Origin of the sequence: Isoptericola sp. BMS4 (genome assembly GCF_011634835.1) — a bacterium.
Classification (GTDB): Bacteria; Actinomycetota; Actinomycetes; order Actinomycetales; family Cellulomonadaceae; genus Isoptericola.
On sequence record NZ_SIRP01000001.1, the window covers coordinates 964768 to 990012 of the forward strand.

Consider the following 25245-nt stretch of genomic DNA (forward strand, 5'->3'; position numbering starts at 1 on the left):
CTTGCGGAGCCGGTCATGGGTCCACCACCAGGTCGCGTTCGCGCGCGCCCAGGATGGTCGGGTGAACCGCCCTGGGTTTCTTGGAGGTGCTCCGCCCTCGGCTTCCGCAACTTGACCCACTACGTTGCCCCGGTCGCTGCTTGAAGCCGGCGGCTTCAAACCCCGGCTACACCCTCAGATCGGATGAGCCGGTAATCTCCACCTGCGTGGGACAGGAGATCGGGCGACGCGCTGCGCCGGATGGCTTGTGTCGTCGGAACTGGGCGGCGCGCATGGTGCTCGACCAGCCTGCATCGGTCTACGCCTGGAACGAGAACAGGGGTGTCGGGCGGCTGGTGGGCCGAGTCGGTCACGGCAACGCTGTGCTGCTCGTAGCGCTGGTCTTCGTGATCGTCTGGGTTGTCGTCGCCGTGATCCTTGGCGCGGTGGGAACTGGGATCGGCGCGGCTGCCGGTGCGGTGCTCGGTCTCGGCGGCGACACCTCGTACGAGGGCATGAAGGCAGGACTCTACGTCGCTCTCTGGACGCCGGTCGCCGCTCTGCTCTACCTCGGGTGGGGCGGGCTGGTGTGGGCGTTCGCGTCGCATCTCCTGCCCGAGTCCGACGGAGTGCGCGGTGCGCTTCATCGGCGCGGGTAGACGCGGTCGCCGCGTTGCCCTCTCCCCGCAGGGGCATCGTCCGCGCTCGTGGAGCTCCGAGTCTTCGTCTTCCTTGCGCAGCGACTGTGCCCGCGCCTGGCGGATTCCAATGATCATGACCCAGGTAATGGCCGGTCCCATCGCTGCCATGACCCAGGCGAAGGCCCAGGTCTTGTCGTGTGGGTTGTAGACGTCGATCCCGCCGGGACTGACGACGACAGGCTCGAGCGCCTCGCCAGTCGCCTCGGGCTGCGGCTCCCCGAAGCCGCTCGAGAACTGCACGTCCGCGAGGTCGTGCTCGCCGTCGTCGGAGACGAAGTCACCGCTCCACGTGCAGTCCCTCCCGCAGTTCTTCACCTGGGGAATGAATCGTCCTTCGATCCCGCCGTGAGTGGCCTGCCAACTGTCGACGGACCAGAAGACTCCAAGCCCGACCCACGCGACACCGAGCGCGATCGACACGACCCAGGCCGGCACGACGACGAGCCAGAACGAGACGAGTCGACGACGACGCGATGACGGGGGCACGGCGCGGAGTCTACGCAGCCGCTCCGCCGCCTTGTGGGGTGCCGTGGCCCCAGCGAGAACCCAGCGGAATGACCGGTAGACGCCGAGCACTCATCGCACGTCGCGGTAGCGCGGTTGACCTGCGATTCGTAGGCGACGGCAGTGGTCGTGCGCTGTGGAGTCCCGACGCACGGCGCCGTTGAGGCGAGCCGCCGTTCGTCTCCGCCCGTCAGTGCGGCGTCCGCGATGTCGGGGTCGCCTGTGATGCTGTCCAGGCCTTCGCACTCGGTGCTCGTCCCTCGGAGGCGCTGCTGACCTGCAGACCACGGACCTTGAGAAGGACGACCATGCCGAATGCACGCATCCAGATCGGTGGCCGCACGCTTGCCCGAGGGGAACACATCAGTGACCTGGAGGTCGCCCATGTGGACCTCGCTCAGTGCTGGTGTGCAGATGGGCCACCGGACGACATGCGGCCCACGCTCTCAAATATCCGCGTCAAGGACGTGCGTCTGAACCGGACGACGCTCGGCGGCGCGGTAGTGCGCGACGTGACCGTGGACGGGGTGCGTGGAGACAGCGCTTCGAAGTTCATGTTCGGCAACCAGTTCGAGCGGGTTGCCGTGAAAGGGCGTGTCGGCGTCCTCGTGCTGAACATCAAACATTCGCAGCCTGAGTACGTCGATGAGTACGCGCCGGTGCTGAAGGCCGCCGAGGCTGCCACCGACTGGACCCTGGACATCTCGGAAGCCGTCGGCTCGGTGGAGATTCGCGGGTACTCCGCGGACAAGATCCGACGCAACCCAGAAACCCAGGTTGTCGTGCGTCGCGAGAACCTCGCCGACGGGCGATGGCGCGACATCGACCTGGAGACCACCGCCTTCGGCATCTCCATGGAGCACGTCTTCACGTACGGGTGGCAGGACACCATCCTGGTCGCCGACCCGACCCGGAAGGCCAAGTACCCGGCCGAGCTGCGCGTCATCCAGCGCCTGCGCGACGAAGGGATCGCGGACCTCGCATGACCCCGCGGCGTCGTCCGATGCCACGCGCACCTGCCCGACGTCGGGCCCGGCCAGGGGTTGGCCGTCACGCCACTCAGGCCGTGCGACGACGGGACGTCGAACGTCGAGGCGATTGCGTCCAGGCTGCGGTGACCCGCTAGGGTGCCGCCATCGCTGGTCCGTGGCCGCGCACCCTGGTCGCTTGCTGTCAACGATGACCCTTGCCCGGTGTGGTGCCACGGGCGCGCCGGTGTCCGCCGGCGCGTGTATCCGAATGTCCTTACCCAGGAGCAACCATGAGCCTCGACGATCTCGTCGGCACCGCGAACGAGCTGATCTGGTCGATCCCGCTGATCGCTCTCTGCCTTCTCGCGGGCCTGTACTTCTCCCTGCGCACCGGCTTCCTCCAGGTCAGACACATCCCCGACATGCTCCGGCAGCTCAAGAAGGGCGAGAAGTCGGAGAACGGCACGTCCTCCTTCCAGTCGCTGATGATGTCGCTGGCCGGCCGCGTCGGGATGGGCAACATCGGCGGCGTCGCCACGGCGATCGCGTTCGGCGGCGCCGGCGCCGTGTTCTGGATGTGGGTGTCCGCGTTCCTCGGCGCCGCCACGTCGTTCGTCGAGTGCACCCTCGGCCAGATCTACAAGGAGAAGGACCCGGACACCGGTGAGTACCGCGGTGGCCCGGCCTATTACTTCGAGAAGGCGTACAAGCACAAGGCCCGTCGCCTGTCACTGGTCTACGGGATCGTCTTCGCGGTGGTCACCATCATCGCGATGAGCTTCTTCCTGCCGGGCGTGCAGGCGAACGGCATGGCCTCGGCGATGGACAACGCGTGGGGCATCACACCCTGGGTGACGGCCATCGGCCTGGTGATCCTCCTGGGCTTCATCGTCATCGGCGGCGTCAAGCGCATCGCGCACTTCGCCGGGATCGTGGTCCCCGTGATGGCTGTGGCCTACATCCTCATCGCGGTCGTCGTGTTCTTCCTGAACTTCACCGAGATCCCCCGCGTCTTCGAGCTGATCGTCGGCAGCGCCTTCGGCGCCCAGCCGGTGCTCGGCGCGATCCTCGGCCTCGCCGTCAAGTGGGGCGTGCAGCGCGGCATCTACTCCAACGAGGCCGGCCAGGGCACCGGGCCGCACGCCGCTGCCGCCGCCGAGGTCTCGCACCCGGCCAAGCAGGGCCTCGCGCAGTCCTTCGCGGTGTACATCGACACCCTGTTCGTCTGCTCCGCGACCGCGTTCATCATCATCTCGACCGGCATGTTCAACACGTTCCGCGGCGAGGCGTGGCCGGGCGACGTGATCTTCGAGGGCTCCGGTGGTCTCGGCGCCGACGTCGAGCCCGGCCCGGGCTACGTGCAGCAGGGACTGGACTCGGTGTTCCCGGGCGCCGGCCCGACGTTCATCGCGGTCGCCCTCGCGTTCTTCGCCTTCACCACGATCGTGGCGTACTACTACATGGCCGAGACGAACCTGACCTACCTCACCCGCAAGATGAAGAACCGTCTCGCGGCGCGGGGCCTGCAGCGGGCCCTCCAGGCGCTGGTGCTGGTCTCGGTGGCCTACGGCGCCGTCACGACCGCCGGCGCGGCCTGGGGTCTCGGCGACATCGGTGTGGGCTCGATGGCGTGGCTGAACATCGTCGGCATCCTGTTCCTCCAGGGGCCCGCCCTGAAGGCGCTCAAGGACTTCCGCGCGCAGAAGCGACGTGGCCTGGACCCGCAGTTCGACCCGCGGCTGCTCGACATCGAGAACGCGACATTCTGGGAGCTGCGCGCCGACCGGCAGCTCGAGGACGCGGTCCGTCAGGGGTCGCCCGAGAAGGAGCTCGACCTCGACTGACACGTCGCCCGTCCCGTCACGTGGCGGGATGACGCGCCCGTACCGGCCGGCCGGCCGGTACGGGCGCGGCGTTTTCACCCACGCGAGGGCGCGGGGACGTGTGCGGGTGGCCGGGGGTGTCCCTACCGTGAGGTCGACGGCGAGGTCGCCGTCCCGCCCGCGGTGCGCCGTCCGGCGCCCTGTGGTCGCGCTCAGGGAGAGGACGCCGACGACATGGGTGACGCGATCGGTGCCACGCTCGGCCCGGCCGTGGGCATCGCGATCAGCCCGACCCCGATCGCCGCCGTGATCCTCATCCTGTTCGGTGGCCGTGCCCGCTCCAACGGCGTCGCGTTCATGCTCGCCTGGATCGTCGGCGTCGCCGCCGTCACCACCGTCGTCGTGCTCATTCCCGGGCTCGAGGCCGACGGGGGCGGTCCGAGCGCCGTCACGGGGTGGATCAAGCTGGTGCTGGGCGTCCTGCTCCTGGTGCTCGGGGCTCGGCAGTGGCTGTCCCGGCCGTCGCCCGAGGAAGAGCCGGCCGTCCCCGGCTGGATGTCCCGGATCGACGAGATGCGTCCCGTCGCCGCGTCCGGGCTGGGGCTGCTCCTGTCGGCCCTGAACCCGAAGAACCTGCTCCTCGCCGTGGCGGCGGGCGCGTCGATCGGGGCGCTGCCGCTGTCGGCCGGCGAGACGGTCGGCGCCGTCGCCACGTTCACCGCCGTCGCGACGCTCACGGTGACGGTGCCCGTCATCGGCTACCTGGTCGCCGGGCGCCGGCTGGGCCCCGCCCTGGAGCGGACCAAGGCCTGGCTGATCACCCACGACGCCGCCGTGATGGCCGTGCTGCTGGTCGTGTTCGGCACCAGCCTGGTCGGGGACGCTCTCCAGATCCTCACCTGACGGCGGCCGGGACCCCGCGGGCGGGGCCGACGTCGCGGCCCGGTGGATTCACCCGCCCGGCGCCCCCGCGGGCGATGCCGGGGCCCGACGCCCACGTTAGCGTCGATCAGGGCGAAGGGAGTGCCCTGTGGTCGCCACGACTTCTCAGGCCCGACACCGCCGGCAGCTACCTTCCGTCAGAGGCCAGCTGCCGCGTCCTCGCGTGCGGCGCGTGCTCGACGGCGTCGCGCCGGCCACGGTCCTGTGTCTGCAGGCTCCTGGTGGGTACGGCAAGACGACCGCGCTCGCGCAGTGGGCGGCGCACGACCCCCGCCCCGTCGTCTGGCTGCGTGTGCGCCGTGTCGCGGCAGACCCGTACCGGCTCACCCGGTCGCTCGTCGGGGCGCTGAAGGACGCCGGGCTGACGCACGACGCGGATCCGTGGCCGGGTCGGGGCGACCCCGCCTCGTGGCACCTGGACACGCTACCGGTCGTCGAGGCGCTCGTGTCCTCCGCCGAGGAGCCGTTCGTCGCCGTCATCGACGGCGTCGAGGACATGTCCGGGAGCCCCTGGGAGTGGCTCGTCGAGTCCCTCGCCTCCTCGCTGCCGCGCGGCTCGACGCTCGCGATGGGCACGCGCGACGCGCTTCCCGCCACGCTGTGGCGACTGCACGCGGGCGGCGAGGTGCGGGTCGTCGGTCCCGAGGTCCTCGCGTTCGACGAGCTCGAGGCGGCGCAGCTCATGGCCCTGCTCGGCGTGCGGTGGCCGCGGGACCGGCTCGAGCGGCTCCTCCGCCGGACCGAGGGGTGGCCGGTGGCCGTCTACCTCACGGGGCTCGCGGCCCTGAACGGTCACCAGGGCGTGCGTCCGGCCGCCGACGGCGCCGGTCTCGACGAGTACCTCCGCACGGAGATCGTGGGCAGGCTGCCGCCGGACGACGCCCGGTTCCTGCGTCGGGCGTCGGTGCTGGCCTCCCTCGACGCCCCCGCGTGCGACGCGTTGACCGGGGCGCCAGACTCCTCGGCCCGGCTGCACCGTCTCTCGGCGGTGAACCACCTGCTCGCGCCGCAGGGGGAGTCCCACGACGGGCAGCGGTTCCGCATGCAGCCGCTGCTCGCCCGGTTCCTGGAGGACGACCTGCGGGAGCGGGACCCGGTCGCGTGGCGCACCGCGCACAGCACCGCCTGCCGCGTCGAGGAGCGGCGCGGCGACATCGACAGGGCGGTGCACCACGCCAGGCTGTCGGGCGACGACGCGCGCCTGAGCGAACTCGTGTGGTCGCACGCCGTCGAGCCGCTCGGCCACGGCCGCTGGGACGTCGTCGCGCGGTGGCTCGAGGGCGTCGACCCCGGCCGGCTCCACAGCAGGCGCGGGCTCGCTCTGAGCGCGGCGTGGGCCGCGATCCAGGCGGGGGACGTCCCCAGGGCGAACCGGGCGGCCGTCGCCGCCGCGGCCGCCGCCGACGGCGAGGCGCTCCGGCCGTACCTCGACCTCCTCCGGGCCGCCATCGGCGGCGAGGGCCTCGAGCACATCGAGGCCGCCACGCGGAAGTTCGTCACCACCATGCCGACGGACGACCGATGGAAGACGCTCGCGTACTACCTCCTCGGTGTCGCGCTCGTCCTGCGTGACCGTCCCGACGAGGGTGTCGAAGCGTTCGAGGCCGGGCGGCGACGTGCCGAGGCCCTCGACGTCCCGGTCGTGCGGGCGCTGTGCCTGGCCGGCCTCGCCGACGCCGCGCTGCTGTGGGGCGAGCAGCACCGGGCGCTGTCCTACGTCCGGACGGCGCGGGCCGTGGCATCGTCCTGCCGGCTCGACGCCGTGGCGGCGTCCGCGCCGGTCTTCGCCACGTCGGCCGTCGCGTACCTTGCCGAGGGCCGCCACGGGGACGCCCGCAGAGAGGCGTCCCGCGCCCTGCGCCACATCGCCCTCATGGGGGACACCGCCCCCTGGCACGCCGTCGTGGGCAGGTTGGCGCTGGCTCGCGTGAACCTCGGCCTGGGCGACCCGGAGCGCGCGCGGGTCCTCCTCGAGGAGGCCGGCGACGCCCGCGGGCCCGCGACCGCCTCGCCGGTGATCGACCGCATGTACGCCGAGACCCAGGAGCACCTCTCCCGGCTCACGACCCACCTGACGGGGGCGTCCTCGCTGACGACCGCCGAGGTGCGGGTGCTGCAGTACCTGCCGACGCACCTGTCGTTCCCGCAGATCGCCGCGGAGCTCGTGGTCTCACGTCACACCGTCAAGACGCAGGCGATGTCGGCCTACCGGAAGCTGGGGGTCCACACCCGCACCCAGGCGATCGAGCGAGCACGTCACGCGGGCCTGCTGCCCCCCGGCTGAACGGCCACACGCCGCGCCGCACTCCCTCGGGCACGGAGGTCCCCGAGCGGCGTGGCGACTCGGCAGGCTTCACCCCGCGGGGAGGATGCGGGACCGGAGCGTGGGGGTGATGGTTGTCAGCATGGCCCTTCACTCGTCGGAACCCTCGGCCCTGCAGGAGTTCGAGCGGCTGGCGATCGCGCCGCTGTACGCGCGCCCGCGGGCGACGCAGGGGATGCCGGCCGACGTCGTCCCGGACGACGGGATGGACCCGGCGGTCGCGTACAGCATGATCCACGACGAGCTGATGCTGGACGGCAACTCGCGCCAGAACCTCGCGACGTTCGTCACGACGTACATGGACGACGAGGCCCGGCTGCTGTTCGCCGAGACCGCCGACAAGAACATGATCGACAAGGACGAGTACCCGCAGACCGCGGCGATCGAGGGCCGGTGCGTCCGGATGATCGCCGGGCTGTGGAACGCTCCCGAGGGCGAGAACGCCACGGGCACGTCGACGACGGGGTCGAGCGAGGCGGTCATGCTCGGCGGTCTCGCGCTGAAGTGGCGCTGGCGCGAGCGCCGGCGCGCCGCCGGGCTGCCGACCGACCGCCCCAACCTCGTCATGGGGATCAACGTGCAGGTCGTGTGGGAGAAGTTCTGCCGCTACTGGGACGTGGAGCCGCGCTACGCCCCGATCGAGGAGGGCCGCCTCCAGCTGGACGCCGAGGAGGCCGTCAAGCTGTGCGACGAGAACACGATCGGTGTCGTCGCGATCCTCGGGTCGACGTTCGACGGGTCGTACGAGCCGGTGGAGGAGATCGCCGCCGCGCTGGACGAGCTCGCCGCCTCGGGCGGGCCGGACGTCCCGGTCCACGTGGACGCCGCCTCCGGCGGGTTCGTCGCACCCTTCCTCGACCCGGACCTGCGGTGGGACTTCCGTGTCCCGCGGGTGCGGTCGATCAACGCGTCGGGGCACAAGTACGGCCTCGTCTTCCCGGGCGTCGGATGGGTCGTCTGGCGCACGCCCGACGACCTGCCCGACGACCTGGTGTTCCACGTGAACTACCTCGGCGGGGACATGCCGACGTTCGCGCTGAACTTCTCCCGCCCGGGCGCGCAGGTGATCGCCCAGTACTACAACCTCATCAGGCTGGGCCGGGAGGGCTACCGGCAGATCCAGCAGGCGGCGCGCGACACCGCGACGCACCTGGCACGGGCGGTCGCGCAGATGGGACCATACGAGCTCCTCTCGGACGGATCCGAGCTGCCGGTGTTCTTCTTCCGTCTCAAGCCCGAGGTGACGAACTACACCGTGTACGACGTCTCGGCGAAGATGCGCGAACGCGGGTGGCAGGTCCCCGCCTACTCTCTACCGGAGAACCTCACCGACGTGTCCGGCCTGCGCGTGGTCGTCCGCAACGGGCTGTCGCGCGACATGGCCGAGCTGTTCCTCGCCGACCTCGCCCGGGCGACCGAGTTCCTCCAGAGCCTGGAGTCCAGGCTGCCGCACGACCCGAGCCACACGGAGTCGTTCCGGCATTGAGCGGCACCCCCGCGTCATGGCTCGTCCCGGCGCCGGGCGGGGCGACGGACGTCACCCGCTCGGGCCCCCGCCCGTTCGTCACGAGCGTCGCCTACCGGCTCCCGGACGGCCGCCGGGTGGGGTGGTCGGCGCGGGCGCACCGGCGACCGCCCTGACGTTCTTCGTCGGCTCCGTCCTCTTCACCGCGGCGGCCTACCTGTCGTACCTGCAGGTGGTCCGGGACAACGGCCGCCGCTGGTTCGCGTGGGTCGTCCACGACATGGGGCAGTGGGCCGCGCTCGTCCAGCTGGTCGGGACCGTCTACTTCAACGTCAGCACGTTCGCGGCTTTCCTCGACCCCTCGCCCGACGCGGTCGACCGGGTGGTGTGGAGGCCCGACGCCCTGGGGTCGGTGTGCTTCCTGGTCTCCTCTGCGCTCGCCTTCGCCGAGGCGGGGCACCGGTGGTGGTCGTGGCGGCCCGGCGAGCGCGACTGGCACATCACCGCCCTCAACCTGTGGGGTTCCGTGTTCTTCGGGTTCTCCGCCGTCGGCGCCTACGTGCGCCCCGGGGGCGAGGTGCTCGACGCGACCTGGGCGAACGGCGGCACCTTCCTCGGGGCGGTGTGCTTCCTCGCCGCCTCGATCCTCATGGTGCCGGAGGGACGTGCCTCCCCGGCGGCCGACGACGACCCGGACTTCTTCGTGCCATCGGGATGATGTGGCCCGCCCGCGGCCGGGACGAGCCTGGCATCAGGCTCAGGGAGTCCTGGGCCGTGTCTCCAGGAAGGAGCCGGGCGATGTCCACCAGCCAGCAGGGGACCCCCGTCCCCGGACGGTCGAGGGAACACAGCGCCGTGGCCGTCGGCGCCACGGCCTTCGCCGCCGTCCTGATGATCATGAGCGGCTTCTTCCAGATGATCGCCGGGATCGTGGCGCTCGTGAACGACGAGTTCTACGTGGTCGGCACGGAGTGGGTCTTCCAGATGGACGCCACCACGTGGGGCTGGATCCATCTGATCCTGGGTGCGCTCGTCGCGTTGGCGGGCTTCGCGCTCTTCACCGGAGCGGCGTGGGCACGGGCCGTCGGTGTCCTGCTCGCCGTGGTGGCGGGCGTGACGGCCTTCGCCTGGTTGCCCTGGTACCCCGTCTGGGCGATCGTCCTCGTCGCGGCGTCCGTCATCGTCGTCTGGGCACTCACCGCCCACGGCCGGGACATCGCCGACTGACAGTATCGCAGGGGCGGACGGCCGGCGCGACGTCGTCGGGCGGGAGGCGGCGCCGCGCTACTGTCGCGACATCGCCACCCGGAGCCGCTCCTGCGGGTCGATGAAGTGGTCGTGGTCGTCCTTCCCCGTGTCGAGCTGCACCCAGTGGATCGTCCCGTTGCACCTGCTGCTCGCCGTGTCGTACCTGGACGACACCGTCGTCCCGGACTCGTAGCCGACGTCGGTCGTCTCGTCCGCGGAGAAGATCATCGGCTGCGTGGCGTCGACGCGACCCGAGCCGACCTGCGTCCCGTCGTGGTAGAGGGTGACCTGCCCGCCCTTGCCGAGCCCTCCGCCGTCGTAGGCGAACTCCGCGCGCAGCTGGTGCTTCCCGCTGGGGACGGGCAGGTCGGCGCTCGTCACGAACTCCCGGATCCCGAGGAGGTTGTAGGCGAACTCGAGGACGCCGTGCCTCGCGTACACGGCCCATCCGCCGAAGCTTCCGCCCTGGGCGATCACGACCCCCTGGAGGCCGTCCTCGGGGACCTCCACCTCGGCGGTGATCGCGAAGGACCGGTTCTTGATGCTGAGGACGCTGTTCTCGGACAGCCGGCCCATCCCGGGGAAGAACAGCTGCGAGCTGCCCCGCACGAGCGTCGGGCGGCCGGCGAGCTCGGGGTCGAGCCGTTCCCCGGTGCGGTCGTCCATCGGGAGCACGTTGTACCTGGTCGCCTCGATGAGCCACAGCCGCTGGAGCTCCCGCAGCCGGTCCGGGTGCTCCCGTGCCAGGTCGACGGCCTGACTGTAGTCGTTCGTGCCGTCGTACAGCTCCCAGACGTCGTCGTCGAACTCCGGCATCTCGGCGCCGACCAGCACCCAGGGTGTCCGGTGCTTGGTGACCGCGCTCCAGCCGCGATGGTAGACGCCCCGGTTCCCGAACATCTCGAAGTACTGCAGGTCGTGGCGCTCGGGCGCCTCGGCCTCGTCGAACGTGTAGAGCATGCTCGTGCCCTCCATCGGGGACTGGAGCACGCCGTTGACCGTCGTGGGCTCGCCGAGCCCGACCGCTTCGAGGACCGTGGGGGCGATGTCGATGACGTGGGTGAACTGCTCCCGCAGCCCGCCGCGGTCGGCGATGCGTCGGGGCCAGTGCACGATCGTGCCGTTGCGCGTGCCGCCCCAGTGCGAGGCGACCTGCTTGGTCCACTGGAAGGGCGTGTTCATGGCCCATGCCCAGCCCACCGAGTAGTGGTTGTAGGAGGTGGGTGACCCGAAGTCGTCCATCCTGGACCGCAGGAACTCCGTGGTCTCGAGCGCGGCCATGCCGTTGAAGTTGGCCATCTCGTTGAAGGCACCGTTCATCGTGCCCTCCGCCGAGGCGCCGTTGTCCCCGATGATGTAGAACACGAGCGTGTCGTCGAGGACGCCGAGGTCGTCGATCGCGTCCACGACGCGACCCACCTGATGGTCGGTGTGCTCGAGGAACCCGGCGTAGACCTCCATCTCCCGCGCGAGCACCGGCTTGAGGTCGTCGGGCATGTCGTCCCAGGCGGCGATCTCGTCGTGACGTGCGGTCAGGCCGGCGTCGGCGGGGATGATCCCGAGCTGCTTCTGGCGGGCGAAGGTCCGTTCCCGCTGGACGTCCCACCCGTCGTCGAAGGCACCGCGATACTTCTCGGCCCACTCCCGGGGGACGTGGTGCGGTGCATGGGTGGCGCCCGGGGCGAAGTAGACGAAGAACGGGCGGTCGGGCATCAGCGCCTTCTGCTGCCGGATCCAGCTGATGGCGTGGTCCGCGAGATCCTCCGTGAGGTGGTACCCCTCCTCGGGCTTCGCGGGCGGGTCGATCGGCGTGGTGCCGTCATAGAGCGCCGGGTCCCACTGGTTGTTCTCGCCACCGATGAAGCCGTAGAACTTCTCGAACCCGCCGCCGCCCGACGGCCACGCGTCGAACGGCCCGAGCGGCGAGGTCTGCCACGGCGGCACCTCGTGGCACTTGCCGAACTGCGCGGTGGAATAGCCGTTGAGCCGGAGCGTGAGCGGCAGCGGGGCCTTGGTGTTGGGCCGCATCGCGTTGTTGCCGGGTGCGGACGTCGCCGTCTCGGTGATGCTCCCCATGCCGACGGAGTGGTGGTTGCGACCGGTGAGCAGCGCCTGCCGCGTGGGCGCGCAGAGCGCGGTCGTGTGGAACCGGTTGTACCGAAGGCCTCCGGCGGCCAGCCGTTCGGCGGTCGGGGTGAGGCACGGCCCGCCGAAGGTGCTCGGGGCGCCGAAGCCGACGTCGTCCAGCAGGACGATCAGCACGTTGGCCGCACCGGGTGGTGGGAGCAGCGGTCGGATCGGTGGGTACGACGTGGCGGGGTCCTTGGCGTCGTAGGTGGTCGGTCCGGGGGCGGCCCGGTCCGGGATCGGGAGCATCGCTCGGACGTGGTTGTCCGGGGCCTCGGCCATGGCATCTCCTTCAGAGTTCCGTGACGGCCCTGCCATCGTCGAGTCGTGCCGGCGACCGGCGCATCGTCCCCCCGGGATGAGCGCTGCCGCGGTGGGGCCTCTCCCGGTGAGGGGTGCGGGTGAAATTCGCGCCGTGGGCGGTTCATCCCGAAAATCCCGTTGTAGCGTCGGCGACGCCTGCTCATGCCCCAGGGAGTCATGTGTGCGTCACGCCAGGAGGGCGCTCGTCGTCGCCGTCGCCGCGGTCCTCGTCGGGTGCGCCCCCGTGGACGACGGCGGTGCGCCGGGCGCCGGCGGGCCGGCGACGACGCCCTCGGTCGAGGGGGTCGGTGCCGAGGGCGGCGGGTCGACCCGCGCGGACGCCGAGGGGAAGGAAGCGCGCGAGCGACGGCGTGCCCGTGCCCGGGCCCAGGAGCACCTCGACTACGCCGCGTTCTCGCGGTCCGGCCTGGTCGACCAGCTCGAGTTCGAGGGGTTCACGAGGGAGGTCGCGAGGCACGCCGTCGACAGCCTGGACGTCGAATGGACGACGCAGGCCGTGAGGGCGGCCATGAACTACCGGGAGTTCGAGTCCTACTCGCGCCGGGGCGTCGTCACCCAGCTGGTGTTCGAGGGATACACGAGGACGCAGGCGGAGCACGGCGCGGACGCGGCCGGGTACTGACGCGGGGTCGCGGGCGTGCGACGCTGGCAGACATGGCGACCAACGACGTGAAGTTCCAGATCGACGTCCCCCAGGACCAGGAGGCGGGGGTCCCGGCGGACTTCGCGTCGTTGTGGCACACGTCGACGTCGTTCGTCATCGACTTCGTCGCGGCGACGAAGCCGGCGCAGGTGACCACGGACGAGTCGGGGGCCCAGCGCCGCGTGGTGCCCGGCCAGGTCGTCTCGCGGGTGCGCATCCCGCCGCAGCAGGTGTTCGAGCTGGCGCGGGCCCTCACCCAGCAGCTGGACGCCTGGGAGCGGGAGACGGGCAGGAAGAGCGACGGGAGCGAGTGACCCGTCGCCCTCCCGCCCTGCTCGGGGCGCGCCCTGCTCAGAGCACGCGCTCGGGCCGGGCGAGGATGCCCGGGACCAGGCGGGTGCTGAGCGCGGCGGCGCCGCGCACCAGGCCGAAGCCGACCGCGAACACGGCCGCCGCGGTCACGACGGCGACGGGCTGCATGAAGATCGCCATGCCGACCAGGGGGAGCAGCAGGACGACGGCGCACAGCGCCGATCCGCCGGACACGAGCCACAGCGCGGACATGACCGCCCGCCGGGTGGCCTCGGCCATCACGGTGCGCGGCACGCCGAGCCGGTCGAGCGAGACGTGGACGGCGGCGCGGTCGAGCGTCGTCGCGGCCTGGTTGATCCCCACCGAGCAGGCGACCATGAGGAACGACCCGGCCACGGTGACGAGGACGCCGGTGGAGATGTCGTGCATCAGCCAGCGTTCGTCGGCGGGCATGTCGGCGGTGTCGGTGTAGCTCGCCATGGCGAGACCGACCGCGCCGAAGACGCCGACGAAGCTGGTCATCGCGACCCCGCTGACCTGCCGCCACGCCGCCTTCGGGTCCTCCAGGGTCATGCGGGCCGCGAGCAGGCGGGGCACGGTCCGCGCCGTGCGGGCCCTCCGCCGGGCGCGCAGGCGCAGCACCCAGGGCCCGATGGCGTCGACGGCGAGCAGGACAGCGCCGAAGACCCCGGCCAGCACCCCGACGATGGCGACGACCCCGCCCATCTGGCCGAACAGGCTGAGGGACTGGACGGCGAGCAGCCCGACGGCGAGCACGCCGGCCGCGACCAGGGCGCGCACCCAGTGCGCGGTGCCGGCGCGCTGCCGGGTCCGGACGCCGAGCGGCGTGACGACGACGGCACGCAGGCCGGCCAGCGCGCTGACGGCGGCGAGCAGCGTCACGCCGAGCACCACCAGCGGCAGCCACCCCCAGGGCAGCCACACCTGCCCGCCCAGCGCCTCGCCGCGGAAGTGCAGCAGGCCGAGCAGCGGCGCCGTCGCCCCGTACAGGACGGTCCCGGCGAGCGCGCCGACGAGGGCGGTGGCCGCGGCCTCCAGCACGGTCAGCGCGGTGACGGTCCCCGTGGTGGCCCCGAGCAGCCGCAGGGAGGCGAGCCGCTCGTCCCTCCGCCGGGCCGCGAGGCGTGCGGCGGAGGCGCCCACGGTGCCCAGGGGCACGAGCAGCAGCACGAGGGCGATGACCGCGAGCGTCTGGTAGGTGGCCGCGAGGTCGTCGTCCCAGCGGAAGAACGCCTGGGCGCCGCCCGCCACGAGCTCCAGCAGGGCGGTGACGACCATGAAGCTCGCCACGGGCAGCAGCGTGGCGAGGCGGTCGGAGTCGCGGCGGCGGGCGAACAGGGGCGCGAGGTGCAGCGCGGTCGCGACGGCGCCCGCGTGGCGCGGTGCGGCGACGGCCGGCGCGCTCATCGGGCGGTCTCCGTCCCGGTCGCGGCCGTCGCGGCCGGGGCCGCGGTGTCGGAGACGACGTGCCCGTCGCGCAGAACGACGGTGCGGCCGCAGCGCCGGGCGACGTCGGCGTCGTGGGTGACGACGACGAGCGTGCGGCCGGTGGCGACGGCGGCGAGCAGCAGGTCGAGCACCTCCACCGACGTGGCGGAGTCGAGCGCGCCGGTCGGCTCGTCGGCGAAGATCAGCCGCGCGCCGGTCACCTGTGCGCGGGCGATGGCGACGCGCTGCGCCTGCCCGCCGGACAGCTCGCCGAGGCGCCGCTGCTCCAGGCCGGTCAGCCCCAGGTGGGCGAGCCACTGCTGGGCCTCCGCCTCGGCCTGCGCCCGGGGCACACCGGCGAGCATCCGCGCGACGGCGACGTTCTCCAGCGCGGTGAGCTCGCCCAGCAGCAGGCCCTGCTGGAACACGAAGCCGAGCTCCTCGCGGCGCAGCCGGGCGCGGGCGGCGTCGTCCATCGCGGCGACGTCCACCGGCCCGGAGCCGGCCTGGAGCATCACGCTGCCGGTGGTGGGCCGCAGGATGCCCGCGAGGCAGTGCAGCAGCGTCGTCTTGCCGGAGCCGGAGGCGCCCATGACGGCCACGGACGTCCCGGGCACGATGTCGAGGTCGACGGAGTCCAGGGCAGGGGAGGTGCTGCCCGGGTAGTGCATCGTCAGGCCGCGGGCGCTCAGCAGGGAAGTCATGGTCCCAGGCTGCCGGTGGCTACGGTGTCGCGCGTCGCCCCCGGAAAGGATCCTCGGTGCCCGGCATCCACCCCTGGTATGACGGCGTGCTCGGGGACTGCCCTGAGCGTGACGGTCAGCGGGCGGCGGCCGCCGGTAGGCTCGACGCCATGGCATGGAGCTTCGGCCGCCGGCGCAGCCGCCCCGTCACGTACCTGCTCGGCGAGCCGGCCGACCCGTACCCGGCGCAGACGCCGGAGGCGCAGCGCGGACGGGTGCTGCGGATCACGGAGATCGGCGAGCCGGTGCTGCACACCCCGGCCCGCACGGTGGAGCGGTTCTCCACCCCGGAGCTCGCGCGGCTGGTCGACGACATGTTCGCCACGATGGAGGTCGCCGAGGGGGTGGGGCTCGCGGCGCCGCAGGTGGGCGTCGACCTGCGCGTCTTCGTGTACGACCTCACCGACGACCACGGTGACCGCCACGTGGGGCACGTCGTCAACCCCGTCCTGGAGGTCGACGACGACGCCGTCCCGGAGACCGAGGAGGAGGGGTGCCTCTCCGTCCCGGGCGCCTACGTGCCGCTGGCACGCCCGGGCGGCGCGACGGTCCGGGGCGTCGACCAGCACGGGGGTCCCGTGCAGCTGACGGCGACGGGGTTCCTGGCGCGCTGCTTCGTCCACGAGGCGCAGCACCTCGACGGCACGCTGTACTGGGACCACCTGTCGCCCGAGCTGCGGGCGGACGCGCTGCGCCAGCGCGACGAAGAGCGGGCCGACGTCCTCGCGGGGCGGCGTGAGCTGGCGATCGAGCTCGAGAAGACCCCGGCGGACTACCCGGAGCGCCCCGCGGGCGGACGCTGACGCGAAAGCCCCGGGAACGACCGGCCCGTCAGAGCGTGCGCACCCAGTCGGCGACGGCGGCCGCGACGTCGTCGTCCTGGCCCTTGACGTCGTGCGCGCCGGGCAGGGTGATCCGGGTGACGGGCCCCGGGATCGCGGCGGCGTGCTCCGCGAGCTCGGCGGGGGTGCCGAAGGGGTCGCGGTCGCCGGAGACGAACAGCACGGGCACGTCGACCTGGGGCAGGTGCTCGACGCGGAGCCTGTCCGGCCTGCCCGGCGGGTGCAGCGGGTAGCTCAGCAGCACCAGGCCGGCGGCGGGCAGCCCGTCGGCCACCGCCATCGAGCACATGCGCCCGCCGTAGGAGCGCCCGCCGAGCAGCAGCCGGTCCGTCGTCGTGCCCAGCTCGCCGGCGAGGTCCTCGGCCTCCGCGCGCAGGTGCGCGACGGCGGCCGGCGGGCGGTCGGGCATCTTCCTGCCCGCGGTCCGGTACGGGAAGTCGACCCGCCGGGTGGGCACCGGCGGCTCCAGCGCCCCGAGCGCCCGCTCGACGGCGAGCAGGGTGTGGTGGTCGCGGTCCGCGCCGGCGCCGGGCGTCAGGAGCAGGCCCGCGGGGGTGGTGTGCCGGGGTGACGTCATGCCCCCAGTGTCGCCTGCCACCGGTAGCGTCCGGAGGGTGGGGGAGTCGACGGGTGAGGTGGAGGCCGGCGCCACGGTGCGCGGCGAGGACTGGTACGGCGAGGACCTGACGGGCCGGGTGTTCGAGGACGTCACGTTCGTGGACGTCGACCTGACCGAGGCCTCGGCCACGGGCGCGCGGTTCGACCGCTGCACGTTCCGCGGGGCGCGCTTCAACGCCTCGACGTGGACCGAGTGCGCGTTCACCGGCTGCACGTTCAGCCGGGCGAACCTCTTCGACGTCCGGTTCGAGCGCTGCAAGCTCGTGGGCTCCCGGTTCGACGACTGCGCGTGCGACGTGCTGCACGTCGCGGGTGGCGACTGGTCGTTCGTCACGCTGCGGCGCGCGCACCTGGCGGGCGTCGAGATCACGGGCACGCGGATGCGCGAGGCCGACCTGGAGGGGGTGCGGCTCACGGGCGCCACCGTCGTCGGGGTGGACCTGTCCGGCGCGGAGCTCGCCGGTGCCGACCTGCGCCGCGCCGTGCTGCGCGGCAGCGACCTGTCCGCCGTCGACCCCCGCTCGGTGCTGCTCGACGGCGCGGTCGTCGACCCCGCCCAGGCGGTGGTGCTCGCCGAGGCGCTCGGGGTGGTCGTGACCCCGGGCTCATCGTGACGGCCCCGCCCGGCGGCAGGGCGGGAGTCGGCCGAAAGCAGGGCACGGCCGGGTGCCGTCCGGCCCTGGTGCGCCGGGGCCGCGGCCCCCGACGATGGGCGGGTGGCCACCTCGTCGACGCGACCGGGGCGCGTCGTTGACGCGCACGCACGTCCCGCGGCGGCGGTCCTCGCCGCGGTGGTGGGCGGCCCAGGCGGTCTGACCCGGGTGGAGGCGGCTAGCCGGCGTCAGGTGCACGGGCCCAACGAGATCCCCGACGGCGCCGGGCGCGCCGTCTGGCACGTGTTCGCGCAGCAGTTCGTCTCGCCCCTGATCGCCGTGCTGGTGTGCGCCGCGGGTCTGTCCCTGTGGCTGGGGGAGCGGACTGACGCGATCTTCATCGGGGCGGTGCTGCTCCTGAACGCGGTCATCGGGACCACGCAGGAGTACCGTGCCGAGCAGGGGGCGCAGGCGCTGCGCCGGATGGTCACCACGACCGCCGACGTGGTCCGGGACGGCGACGTCGTTGAGCTGGACGCCCGGGAGCTCGTCCCGGGCGATGTCGTGCTGCTCTCGTCCGGCATGAAGGTGCCGGCCGACCTGCGCCTGCTGGACGTCCAGGGGCTGCGCGTCGACGAGTCGCCACTGACCGGCGAGTCCCTGCCGGTGGACAAGGACGCCGGCGCCCCTGTATCCGTCACGGCGCCGCTGGGCGACCGCCCCACCATGGTCTTCGCCGGCACGTTCGTCGGGTCGGGGCGCGCCCGCGGCGTGGTGACGGCGACCGGTGGTGGCACCGAGCTCGGGGCGCTGGCCGGGCGGCTGCGGCAGCCGTCGATGGCCGAGCCGCCGCTGCTGGCCCGGATGCGACGCTTCACGGTCGTCGTCGGCGTCGCCGTGGGCACGGTCGCCGTGGCCATGGGCGTCATCGAGCTGGCCCAGGGTGCGGCGTGGCACGAGGTGGTGCTCGTGGGCGTGGCACTCGCCGTGTCGGCCGTGCCGGAGGGGCTGCCGGTGGCGCTGACCGTCGCCCTGGCGGTGGCCGTGCGACGGATGGCGCGCCGTGCCGTGATCGTGCGGCGGCTGGTCGCCATCGAGTCGCTCGGCTCCTGCACCGTGATCGCCACCGACAAGACGGGGACCCTCACCGTCAACGAGCTCACAGTCACCCACGTCGCCGTGCCCGGGCACGCACCCTGGGACGTCTCGGGGGTCGGCGCGGAGCCGACCGGCGCCGTCCTGGTGCCCGTGGGCGGCGACGGACCGGCGCTGGCCGGCGCCGAGCGCCTCGCCCTCGCCGGCGTGCTGTGCAACGAGGCCACGCTCGCCTCGACGGACGACGGTTGGATGCACCGCGGGGACGCTGTGGACGTCGCTCTCCTCGTGCTGGGCCACAAGCTCGGGATCACCAGACCGGCCGCGGCCGAGGCACTGCCCCAGGTCTCCGCCATCCCCTTCGAGCCCGTCCACCGGTACGCGGCGAGCCTGCACCTGGTGGACGACCGCACGGCATGCGTCGTCGTCAAGGGCGCCGCCGAACGGGTGCTGGCGATGTGCGCCACCATGGCGGGGCCCGACGGCGACGTACCGCTCGACCGCGCCTGGGCCGACGCCACCGTCGCGCGCCTCGCGACCGGCGGCGAGCGGGTTCTCGCGCTGGCCGCCGGCACCGTCCCTTGGCGGGACGGGCAGGACCTCGACCACGGCGACCTGACCGGGCTCACGCTGGTCGGGATGGTGGGCATGAGCGACCCGCTGCGGTCGGACTCGTCCGCCGCGGTCGCCGCGTGTCGTCGTGCTGGCATCGCCGTCGTCATGGTGACCGGCGACCATCCGGCCACCGCGCTGGCCACGGCGCGGCGGCTCGGACTCGCCGAACGTCCGGACGACGTGGTCACGGGCGCCCGGCTGGCTCGGGCCGGCGACGACGCGGCCGTCGAGAGGCTGGTGGCGGGCGCGACGGTGTTCGCCCGGGTGGAGCCCGCCCAGAAGTACACCGTCGTCGCCGCGCTGACCCGCATGGGGCACGTGGTGGCCGTCACCGGCGACGGCGCCAACGACACCCCGGCGCTGCACCACGCCCACGTCGGGGTCGCGATGGGCAGGTCCGGGACGGACGTCGCACGCGAGGCGGCGGAAATCGTCGTCACCGACGACCGGTTCGGCGCCATCAGCGCGGGTGTCGAGGAAGGCCGGATCGCCTACGCCAACGTCCGCAAGGTCGTGCAGCTGCTCGTCTCCACGGGGGCCGCGGAGCTGGTCCTCGTGCTCAGCGCGCTGGTGATCGGTCTCCCGCTGCCCCTGCTCGCGGTGCAGCTGCTGTGGCTCAACCTGGTGACCAACGGCATCCAGGACGTCGCGCTCGCCTTCGAGCCGGGGGAGGGCGACGAGATGTCCCGGACGCCGCGCCCGCCGGGCGAGCCCGTCTTCGACCGCACCATGGTGGAGCGGGTGCTGCTGTCTGCCGCCGTGATGGGGGGTGTCTCGCTCGCGCTGTACCGTGCGCTCCTGGCGGCGGGATGGACGGTCGAGGACGCGCGCAACAGCATCGTGCTGCTGATGGTGCTGTTCGAGAACGTGCACGTGTTCAACTCGCGTTCGGAACGGCGCTCGGTGTTCGCCCGCGGTCCGCACCGCAACCTGCTCCTGGTGGGCGGGACCGTCGCCGCCCAGCTGCTGCACGTCGCGGCGATGCACCTGCCCTTCACGCAGGAGGCGCTCGACCTGCGTCCCGTCTCGTTCTCGTCGTGGGTCGCCCTCCTGGCGCTCGCCCTGACCCTGCTGCTCGCCGTCGAGGCGCACAAGGCCTGGCTCCGCCGCCGGCGGGTGACCGGCGGGGTGCGTCCGCCCCGCGGGAGCCGACCGTGACCTTGGTCCTGCGGCACGGGACCAAGGTCCCTGTCGTGCGGCCCGGGGTGGAGGCACGATGGAGATGGCCTGCGAGACGGGCGAGGGAGCCGAGAGGCTGAGAAGTCGGACGGTCGAGGATCATCCGGCGACCCCCATCCACCTGATCCGGACAATGCCGGCGAAGGGAGAACGCCTCGCAGGTCGCCTCGTGCCCGGGCCGGTGCTCCGGTGTCCCTTGTCACACCGCAGCGGCATCGTGCCTGGTCGTCGCTGTGACCTGCGTCGCGGTCCGTGACCCGCTGTTTCTACATCGTTTACCCTCGAAGTCGCCCGGCGTCAGCGACCGACGTCGGCACCGGACTCCGGAGGAACCGATGACGGACCAGGACCAGGTGGGGGTCAACCCGATCGTGCTGCAGCGCGCCGACCCCCACGTGCTGCGCCACGGCGGCCAGTACTACTTCACGGGCTCGCACCCCGACTACGACCGGATCGTGCTGCGCCGCGCCGCCCGCCTGGAGGACCTCCAGGCCGCCGACGAGGTGACCATCTGGACGAGGCACGCGGACGGCCCGCAGTCGCAGCTGATCTGGGCCCCGGAGATCCACCGGGTCGACGGCTCCTGGTACGTCTACTACGCCGCCGCCCCCGTCGCCCACGGCACGGTGGACGCGCCGAGCGAGAACGAGACCTTCAACCACCGCGTCTTCGTCCTGGAGAACACGGCGGACGACCCGTTCGCCGGCGAGTGGGTCGAGCGCGGGCAGCTCGACACCGGCTGGGAGTCGTTCGCGCTCGACGCGACGACCTTCACGCTCGGCGGCGAGCAGTACCTGGTCTGGGCGCAGCAGGACCTCGCCGTGCGCGGCCACTCCAACCTCTACATCGCGCGGATGGAGAAGCCGTGGATGCTCGCCACCCCCGCGGTCGAGCTCACCCGCCCCGAGCACGACTGGGAGACCCGGGGCTTCTGGGTCAACGAGGGCCCCTCCGTCCTGGTCCGCGACGGCAGGGTGTTCCTCACCTACTCCGGCGCCGCCACCGGCATCGACTACGCGATGGGCCTGCTCACCGCCGACGCCGACGCCGACCTGCTCGACCCGGCGTCGTGGACCAAGAGCCCCACCCCGGTGTTCGTCTCCGACCCGTCGGTCGGCCAGTACGGGCCGGGCCACAACTCGTTCACCACCACGCCCGAGGGCGACACGGTGCTCGTCTACCACGCGCGCACCTACACCGAGATCGTCGGCGACCCGCTGCGCGACCCGAACCGGCACGCCCGGGCGCAGATCCTGCCCTTCGACGCCGACGGCAACCCCGTCTGGGGCACGCCCGTTCCCGACACCCGCCCCACCCCGACCTCCACCGAGGTCCTGCCCCCGTCCGGAGAGTTCTGATGAGCACCACCGTCGCCGCCGCCCCGAAGCCCCGCGCCCGGGACTCGCTGAAGAAGATCGCCTTCTGGAACTACGGCGGGCTGTTCTTCTTCTACTTCGCCATCTGGCAGCTCGTCATGACGTTCCTGAGCCCGTGGCTCAAGGGCGAGATGGGCATGAGCGAGGGCAACATCGGGCTGGTCAACTCGATGATGGCCGGCACCGCGCTGTGCCTGCAGCCGTTCTACGGCTACGTCCAGGACAAGCTCGGCTTCCGCAAGAACCTCTTCGCGTTCGTCGTCGTGATGGGCGCGCTCATGGGGCCGTTCTTCGCCTTCGTGTTCCCGCCGGTCGTGGGCTTCAACCAGGTCGTGGGCGCCGTCGTCGGCGGCATCTTCCTGTCCCTGGTGCTCAACTCCGGCGTCGGGGTGGTCGAGGCCTTCAACGAGCGCGGGTCGCGTGCCAACGGTTTCGAGTACGGCCACGTGCGCCTCTTCGGCTCGATCGCCGGCGCGACCGCCTCCCTGGTCGGCGGCCTCATCTGGGCGGCCAACCCGGACAACATCTGGTGGGTCGGGACCTTCTCCGCGATCGTGCTCGGGGCGCTGCTCCTCGCCGCCCGCACCCCGCGGGTCGAGCCGGACCCGGCGCCCGCGGCGGTCGAGGCGAAGCCCAAGGTGTCGAAGGACACCGTCAGGCAGCTGCTGTCCCAGCGGTCCTTCGTCGGCTTCATGGTGCTGATGTTCGGTACGGCGGCCCTCTACGACGTCTTCGACCAGCAGTTCGCGATCTACTTCGGGCAGCACGTCACCGGCGCCGGGGACCCGCAGGTGCTGTTCTCCCGCGTCGTGTTCGTGCAGATCCTGCTCGAGGCGCTCGTCATGGTGGCCATGCCGTTCGTCATCAACAAGATCGGCGCCAAGCGCGGCCTGCAGCTGTTCGCGCTCGTCCTGGTGGTCCGCGTCGTCGGCTCGGCGTTCCTCACCTCGACCGAGCTGCTCGTCGTGTGGCGCCTGCTCGCCGCGATCGAGATGCCCCTCATGCTCGTGTCGGTGATGAAGTACATCACCCGCATGTTCGACGTCCGCATCTCCGCGACCGCGTACATGATCGGGTTCAACACCGCCAAGCAGGTCGGCGTCCTGATCTTCTCGTGGGTGTTCGGCCTGTCCTACGAGGCGATCGGCTTCGCGCACTCCTACTGGATCATGGGCGTCGTGGTCCTCGGTGTCCTCGCGGTGGCCAGCTTCCTCATGGCCGACGACCGCGGCCGCCCCGACCCGGTGGGCAAGGCGGCCGACGGCGAGGCGGACGTCCTGAGGTCGTAGCCGGCGCCGTGTCGCGGGGCGCGGTCGGGCGCCGTCGGGAAGAGTGGGCGCCATGCAGCTGGTGACCGGGGCCCTCAACGGCCTGTTCGCGATCGTCTCGACCGTGCTCATGCTCACCCTGCTGGCGTGGGTCTCCCGTCGGGTCATGGGGGCACCGGTCGGCTGGCTCCGGGCAGGTCTGGTGGCGCTCGCGTCCATCACCGGCGCGTCGGCCGCGCTCACCGCCGGGATGCGCCAGGCCGGCTGGTCCCGCGCCGACGGCACGCTCGCCGTGTCCCCGGGTGTGGCGCTCGTCGTCATCGCGCTGGCGTTCGCTTGGGCCTTCGTCCTCGGCCTTTGCGTGCTGCTGGTGCTCGAGCTGCTCGTGCCGACGGGCTCCCTGCCCACCCCCTGGCGGGCGTGGCGCGGGCTGCGGCAGCGCCGCCGGGAGTCGCAGCGGTACGCGCAGGTCGTCGCCATCGGTGTGCGGCACGGGCTCGGCGGCCTCCTCGGACGCGGCGCGCGGGGGCCGGACGGCGCCCGGCTCGCAGGCACGGACGTCTCGCGGCTGGCAGCGCGGCTGCGGGACACCCTGAGCGACGCCGGCGTCACGTTCGTGAAGTTCGGGCAGGTGCTCTCCGCGCGCCGCGACCTGCTGCCCGACACCGTCACGGACGCGCTCGCCACGCTGCAGTCCGAGGTGCCGCCCGCCCCGTGGTCCGTCGTCGAGCCCGCCGTCACCGGCGCGCTCGGACGGCCCGTCGGCGAGGTGTTCGCCCGCTTCGACCCCGTCCCGATCGCCTCCGCGTCCGTGGGGCAGGTGCACGCCGCCCGCCTGCACGACGGGCGCGAGGTCGTCGTCAAGGTGCAGCGCCCCGGCGCCCGCGAGCAGGTCGAGGTCGACCTGGCGATCCTGGCCCGGCTCGCCCGTCGGCTCGAACGGGACACCGCGTGGGGTCGCGGCCTGGGCGTGGTCGCGCTCGCCGACGGGTTCGCCGCGTCCCTGCGCGAGGAGCTCGACTACACCGTCGAGGCGGAGAACACGCGGGCGCTGCGTGCCGTCCTGGCGCCCACCGGCGCCGACGACGACCCGCGCGTCACCGTCCCCGAGGTGGTCGACGGCCCCTCGGGCCGCACGCTCCTGGTGCTCGAACGGCTCGACGGCGTCCCCGTGGGCCGCGCGGACGGCGCGCTGCGGCACCTGGACGCCGGCGCCCGCGCGAGGATCGCCGACCGGCTGCTGCGCGCCACGCTCCGGCAGGTGCTCGTCGCCGGCACGTTCCACGCCGACCTGCACCCGGGGAACGTGCTGGTCACACCCGACGGCGAGATCGGCCTGCTCGACATGGGGTCCGTCGGCCGGCTGGGCGAGCCGGAGCGGGTCGCGCTCGGCGCCCTGCTCCTCGCGATCGACGGCGACGACGCGATCGCGGCCACCGACGCCCTGCTGGAGCTGCTGGACGCCCCCGCCGGCCTCGACGTGCGCGCCCTGGAGCGCGAGGTCGGCACGCTCGTTCTGCGCTTCCGCGCCGGCGCGGGCGGCGCCGCGGGGTTCGTCGCCCTGACCCGGCTGGTCACGGGGTCCGGGATCGCCGTCCCGCCGCAGGTGGCCGCCGCGTTCCGCACCTTCGCCGCGCTCGAGGGCACCCTGCGCCACCTCTGCCCCGGGTACGAGATGGTGGGCGCGATGCGGCGCGAGGGCGAGCCGCTCGTGGCCGGCGCGGTCACGACGGAGGGGCTGCGGCGCAGGGCCACGCGGCAGCTCGCCGCGTTCGCCCCCGAGCTCGAGCGCCTCCCCCGGCGGGTGACCCGGATCGTGAGCGACCTGGAGCAGGGCCGCTTCACCGTGGCCGTCCGGGCGTTCTCCGACCCCGGCGACCGGGCTTTCCTCACCGGCCTGGTGCAGCAGGTCGTCTCCACGCTCGTCGCGGTGGCCGCCGTCGTGGCCGGGGCGCTGCTGCTGGTCGCGGACGGCGGCCCGGCGCTCGCCGACGACCTGCCGCTGTTCACGGTGCTGGGCGCGGCGCTCGCCTTCGTCGGGACGGTGCTGGCGGTGCGGGTGCTCGTGTTCGCGTTCCGGGGCCCGCCCGGGCACCGGTGACCCG

The 25245-nt window shown here is 72.7% G+C and carries 20 protein-coding genes, 1 pseudogene and 1 riboswitch; of the genes and pseudogenes, 16 read left to right on the forward strand and 5 right to left on the reverse strand.

Translation table 11 applies throughout. From position 1 onward, the window contains the following. Nucleotides 1-187 (forward strand): annotated as a pseudogene (locus tag EYB28_RS20580) (hypothetical protein); the annotation flags it as partial. Here the strand turns inward: EYB28_RS20580 and EYB28_RS04290 are convergent. Beyond that, entirely contained in the window at nt 156-1166 is a 1011-nt protein-coding gene (locus EYB28_RS04290) for a hypothetical protein (protein ID WP_166843759.1), read from the reverse strand. The pseudogene EYB28_RS20580 and the gene EYB28_RS04290 overlap by 32 nt on opposite strands. 326 nt (nt 1167-1492) lie before the next feature. Between EYB28_RS04290 and EYB28_RS04295 the strand changes: the two genes are divergently transcribed. The 7 genes from EYB28_RS04295 (at nt 1493) to EYB28_RS04325 (ending at nt 9935) form a co-directional block, all read left to right on the forward strand. Beyond that, entirely contained in the window at nt 1493-2170 is a 678-nt protein-coding gene (locus EYB28_RS04295; RefSeq protein WP_166845124.1) for a hypothetical protein, read from the forward strand. A 275-nt stretch (nt 2171-2445) separates the two neighbouring features. Further along, nucleotides 2446-3999: a sodium:alanine symporter family protein gene (locus EYB28_RS04300; RefSeq protein WP_166845126.1), complete on the forward strand. Its 1554-nt coding sequence runs from the start codon at nt 2446-2448 to the stop codon at nt 3997-3999. A 213-nt stretch (nt 4000-4212) separates the two neighbouring features. Next, nucleotides 4213-4881, forward strand: a complete 669-nt coding sequence (locus EYB28_RS04305; RefSeq protein WP_166845128.1) for a GAP family protein — start codon at nt 4213-4215, stop codon at nt 4879-4881. Nucleotides 4882-5092: 211 nt separating this feature from the next. Next, nucleotides 5093-7204, forward strand: a complete 2112-nt coding sequence (locus EYB28_RS20290; protein WP_166845130.1) for a LuxR C-terminal-related transcriptional regulator — start codon at nt 5093-5095, stop codon at nt 7202-7204. A gap of 121 nt (nt 7205-7325) precedes the next feature. Further along, nucleotides 7326-8729, forward strand: a complete 1404-nt coding sequence (locus EYB28_RS04315) for a glutamate decarboxylase (RefSeq protein WP_166845132.1) — start codon at nt 7326-7328, stop codon at nt 8727-8729. A gap of 121 nt (nt 8730-8850) precedes the next feature. After that, a complete protein-coding gene (locus EYB28_RS04320) occupies nt 8851-9426 on the forward strand; it encodes a YrhK family protein (RefSeq protein ID WP_166845134.1) in 576 nt (191 codons plus the stop codon). Between the two features lie 80 nt (nt 9427-9506). Then, nucleotides 9507-9935, forward strand: a complete 429-nt coding sequence (locus EYB28_RS04325) for a hypothetical protein (RefSeq protein ID WP_166845135.1) — start codon at nt 9507-9509, stop codon at nt 9933-9935. 57 nt (nt 9936-9992) lie between these two features. On the opposite strand, the gene EYB28_RS04330 is transcribed toward EYB28_RS04325, so the two are convergent. Next, nucleotides 9993-12365, reverse strand: coding sequence for an arylsulfatase (locus tag EYB28_RS04330; protein WP_166845137.1), 2373 nt, complete (start codon nt 12363-12365; stop codon nt 9993-9995). A 202-nt stretch (nt 12366-12567) separates the two neighbouring features. Here EYB28_RS04330 and EYB28_RS04335 point away from each other — a divergent pair, with 202 nt between their 5' ends. After that, the gene (locus tag EYB28_RS04335) at nt 12568-13029 is read left to right on the forward strand and encodes an Ltp family lipoprotein (RefSeq protein WP_205710837.1); all 462 of its coding nucleotides are present in this window, start codon (nt 12568-12570) and stop codon (nt 13027-13029) included. 32 nt (nt 13030-13061) lie between these two features. Beyond that, complete coding sequence (locus EYB28_RS04340; RefSeq protein WP_166845141.1) at nt 13062-13364, forward strand: DUF3467 domain-containing protein; 303 nt, start codon at nt 13062-13064, stop codon at nt 13362-13364. 37 nt (nt 13365-13401) lie between these two features. On the opposite strand, the gene EYB28_RS04345 is transcribed toward EYB28_RS04340, so the two are convergent. Both EYB28_RS04345 and EYB28_RS04350 read right to left on the reverse strand, forming a co-directional pair. Next, complete coding sequence (locus EYB28_RS04345) at nt 13402-14790, reverse strand: FtsX-like permease family protein (RefSeq protein WP_166845144.1); 1389 nt, start codon at nt 14788-14790, stop codon at nt 13402-13404. Then, on the reverse strand, nt 14787-15515 hold the full coding sequence (locus tag EYB28_RS04350; RefSeq protein ID WP_166845146.1) for an ABC transporter ATP-binding protein: 729 nt from the start codon (nt 15513-15515) through the stop codon (nt 14787-14789). The genes EYB28_RS04345 and EYB28_RS04350 overlap by 4 nt, the downstream gene beginning before the upstream one ends. A 149-nt stretch (nt 15516-15664) precedes the next feature. Here EYB28_RS04350 and def point away from each other — a divergent pair, with 149 nt between their 5' ends. Beyond that, nucleotides 15665-16357, forward strand: a complete 693-nt coding sequence (def, locus tag EYB28_RS04355) for a peptide deformylase (RefSeq protein ID WP_166845148.1) — start codon at nt 15665-15667, stop codon at nt 16355-16357. A 28-nt stretch (nt 16358-16385) separates the two neighbouring features. On the opposite strand, the gene EYB28_RS04360 is transcribed toward def, so the two are convergent. Continuing rightward, on the reverse strand, nt 16386-16973 hold the full coding sequence (locus EYB28_RS04360; protein WP_166845150.1) for an alpha/beta family hydrolase: 588 nt from the start codon (nt 16971-16973) through the stop codon (nt 16386-16388). Between the two features lie 37 nt (nt 16974-17010). Here EYB28_RS04360 and EYB28_RS04365 point away from each other — a divergent pair, with 37 nt between their 5' ends. From EYB28_RS04365 to EYB28_RS04385, 5 genes are all read left to right on the forward strand, one after another. Then, the gene (locus EYB28_RS04365; RefSeq protein ID WP_240930384.1) at nt 17011-17628 is read left to right on the forward strand and encodes a pentapeptide repeat-containing protein; all 618 of its coding nucleotides are present in this window, start codon (nt 17011-17013) and stop codon (nt 17626-17628) included. Between the two features lie 102 nt (nt 17629-17730). Continuing rightward, the gene (locus EYB28_RS04370) at nt 17731-20475 is read left to right on the forward strand and encodes an HAD-IC family P-type ATPase (protein WP_166845155.1); all 2745 of its coding nucleotides are present in this window, start codon (nt 17731-17733) and stop codon (nt 20473-20475) included. A gap of 72 nt (nt 20476-20547) precedes the next feature. Next, a riboswitch (TPP riboswitch) is annotated at nt 20548-20661 on the forward strand. A 170-nt stretch (nt 20662-20831) separates the two neighbouring features. Then, complete coding sequence (locus EYB28_RS04375; RefSeq protein ID WP_166845157.1) at nt 20832-21854, forward strand: family 43 glycosylhydrolase; 1023 nt, start codon at nt 20832-20834, stop codon at nt 21852-21854. Next, entirely contained in the window at nt 21854-23161 is a 1308-nt protein-coding gene (locus tag EYB28_RS04380; RefSeq protein ID WP_166845159.1) for an oligosaccharide MFS transporter, read from the forward strand. The genes EYB28_RS04375 and EYB28_RS04380 overlap by 1 nt, the downstream gene beginning before the upstream one ends. 52 nt (nt 23162-23213) lie before the next feature. Further along, on the forward strand, nt 23214-25241 hold the full coding sequence (locus EYB28_RS04385) for an AarF/ABC1/UbiB kinase family protein (protein WP_166845161.1): 2028 nt from the start codon (nt 23214-23216) through the stop codon (nt 25239-25241). The last annotated feature ends 4 nt before the right edge of the window (nt 25242-25245 follow it).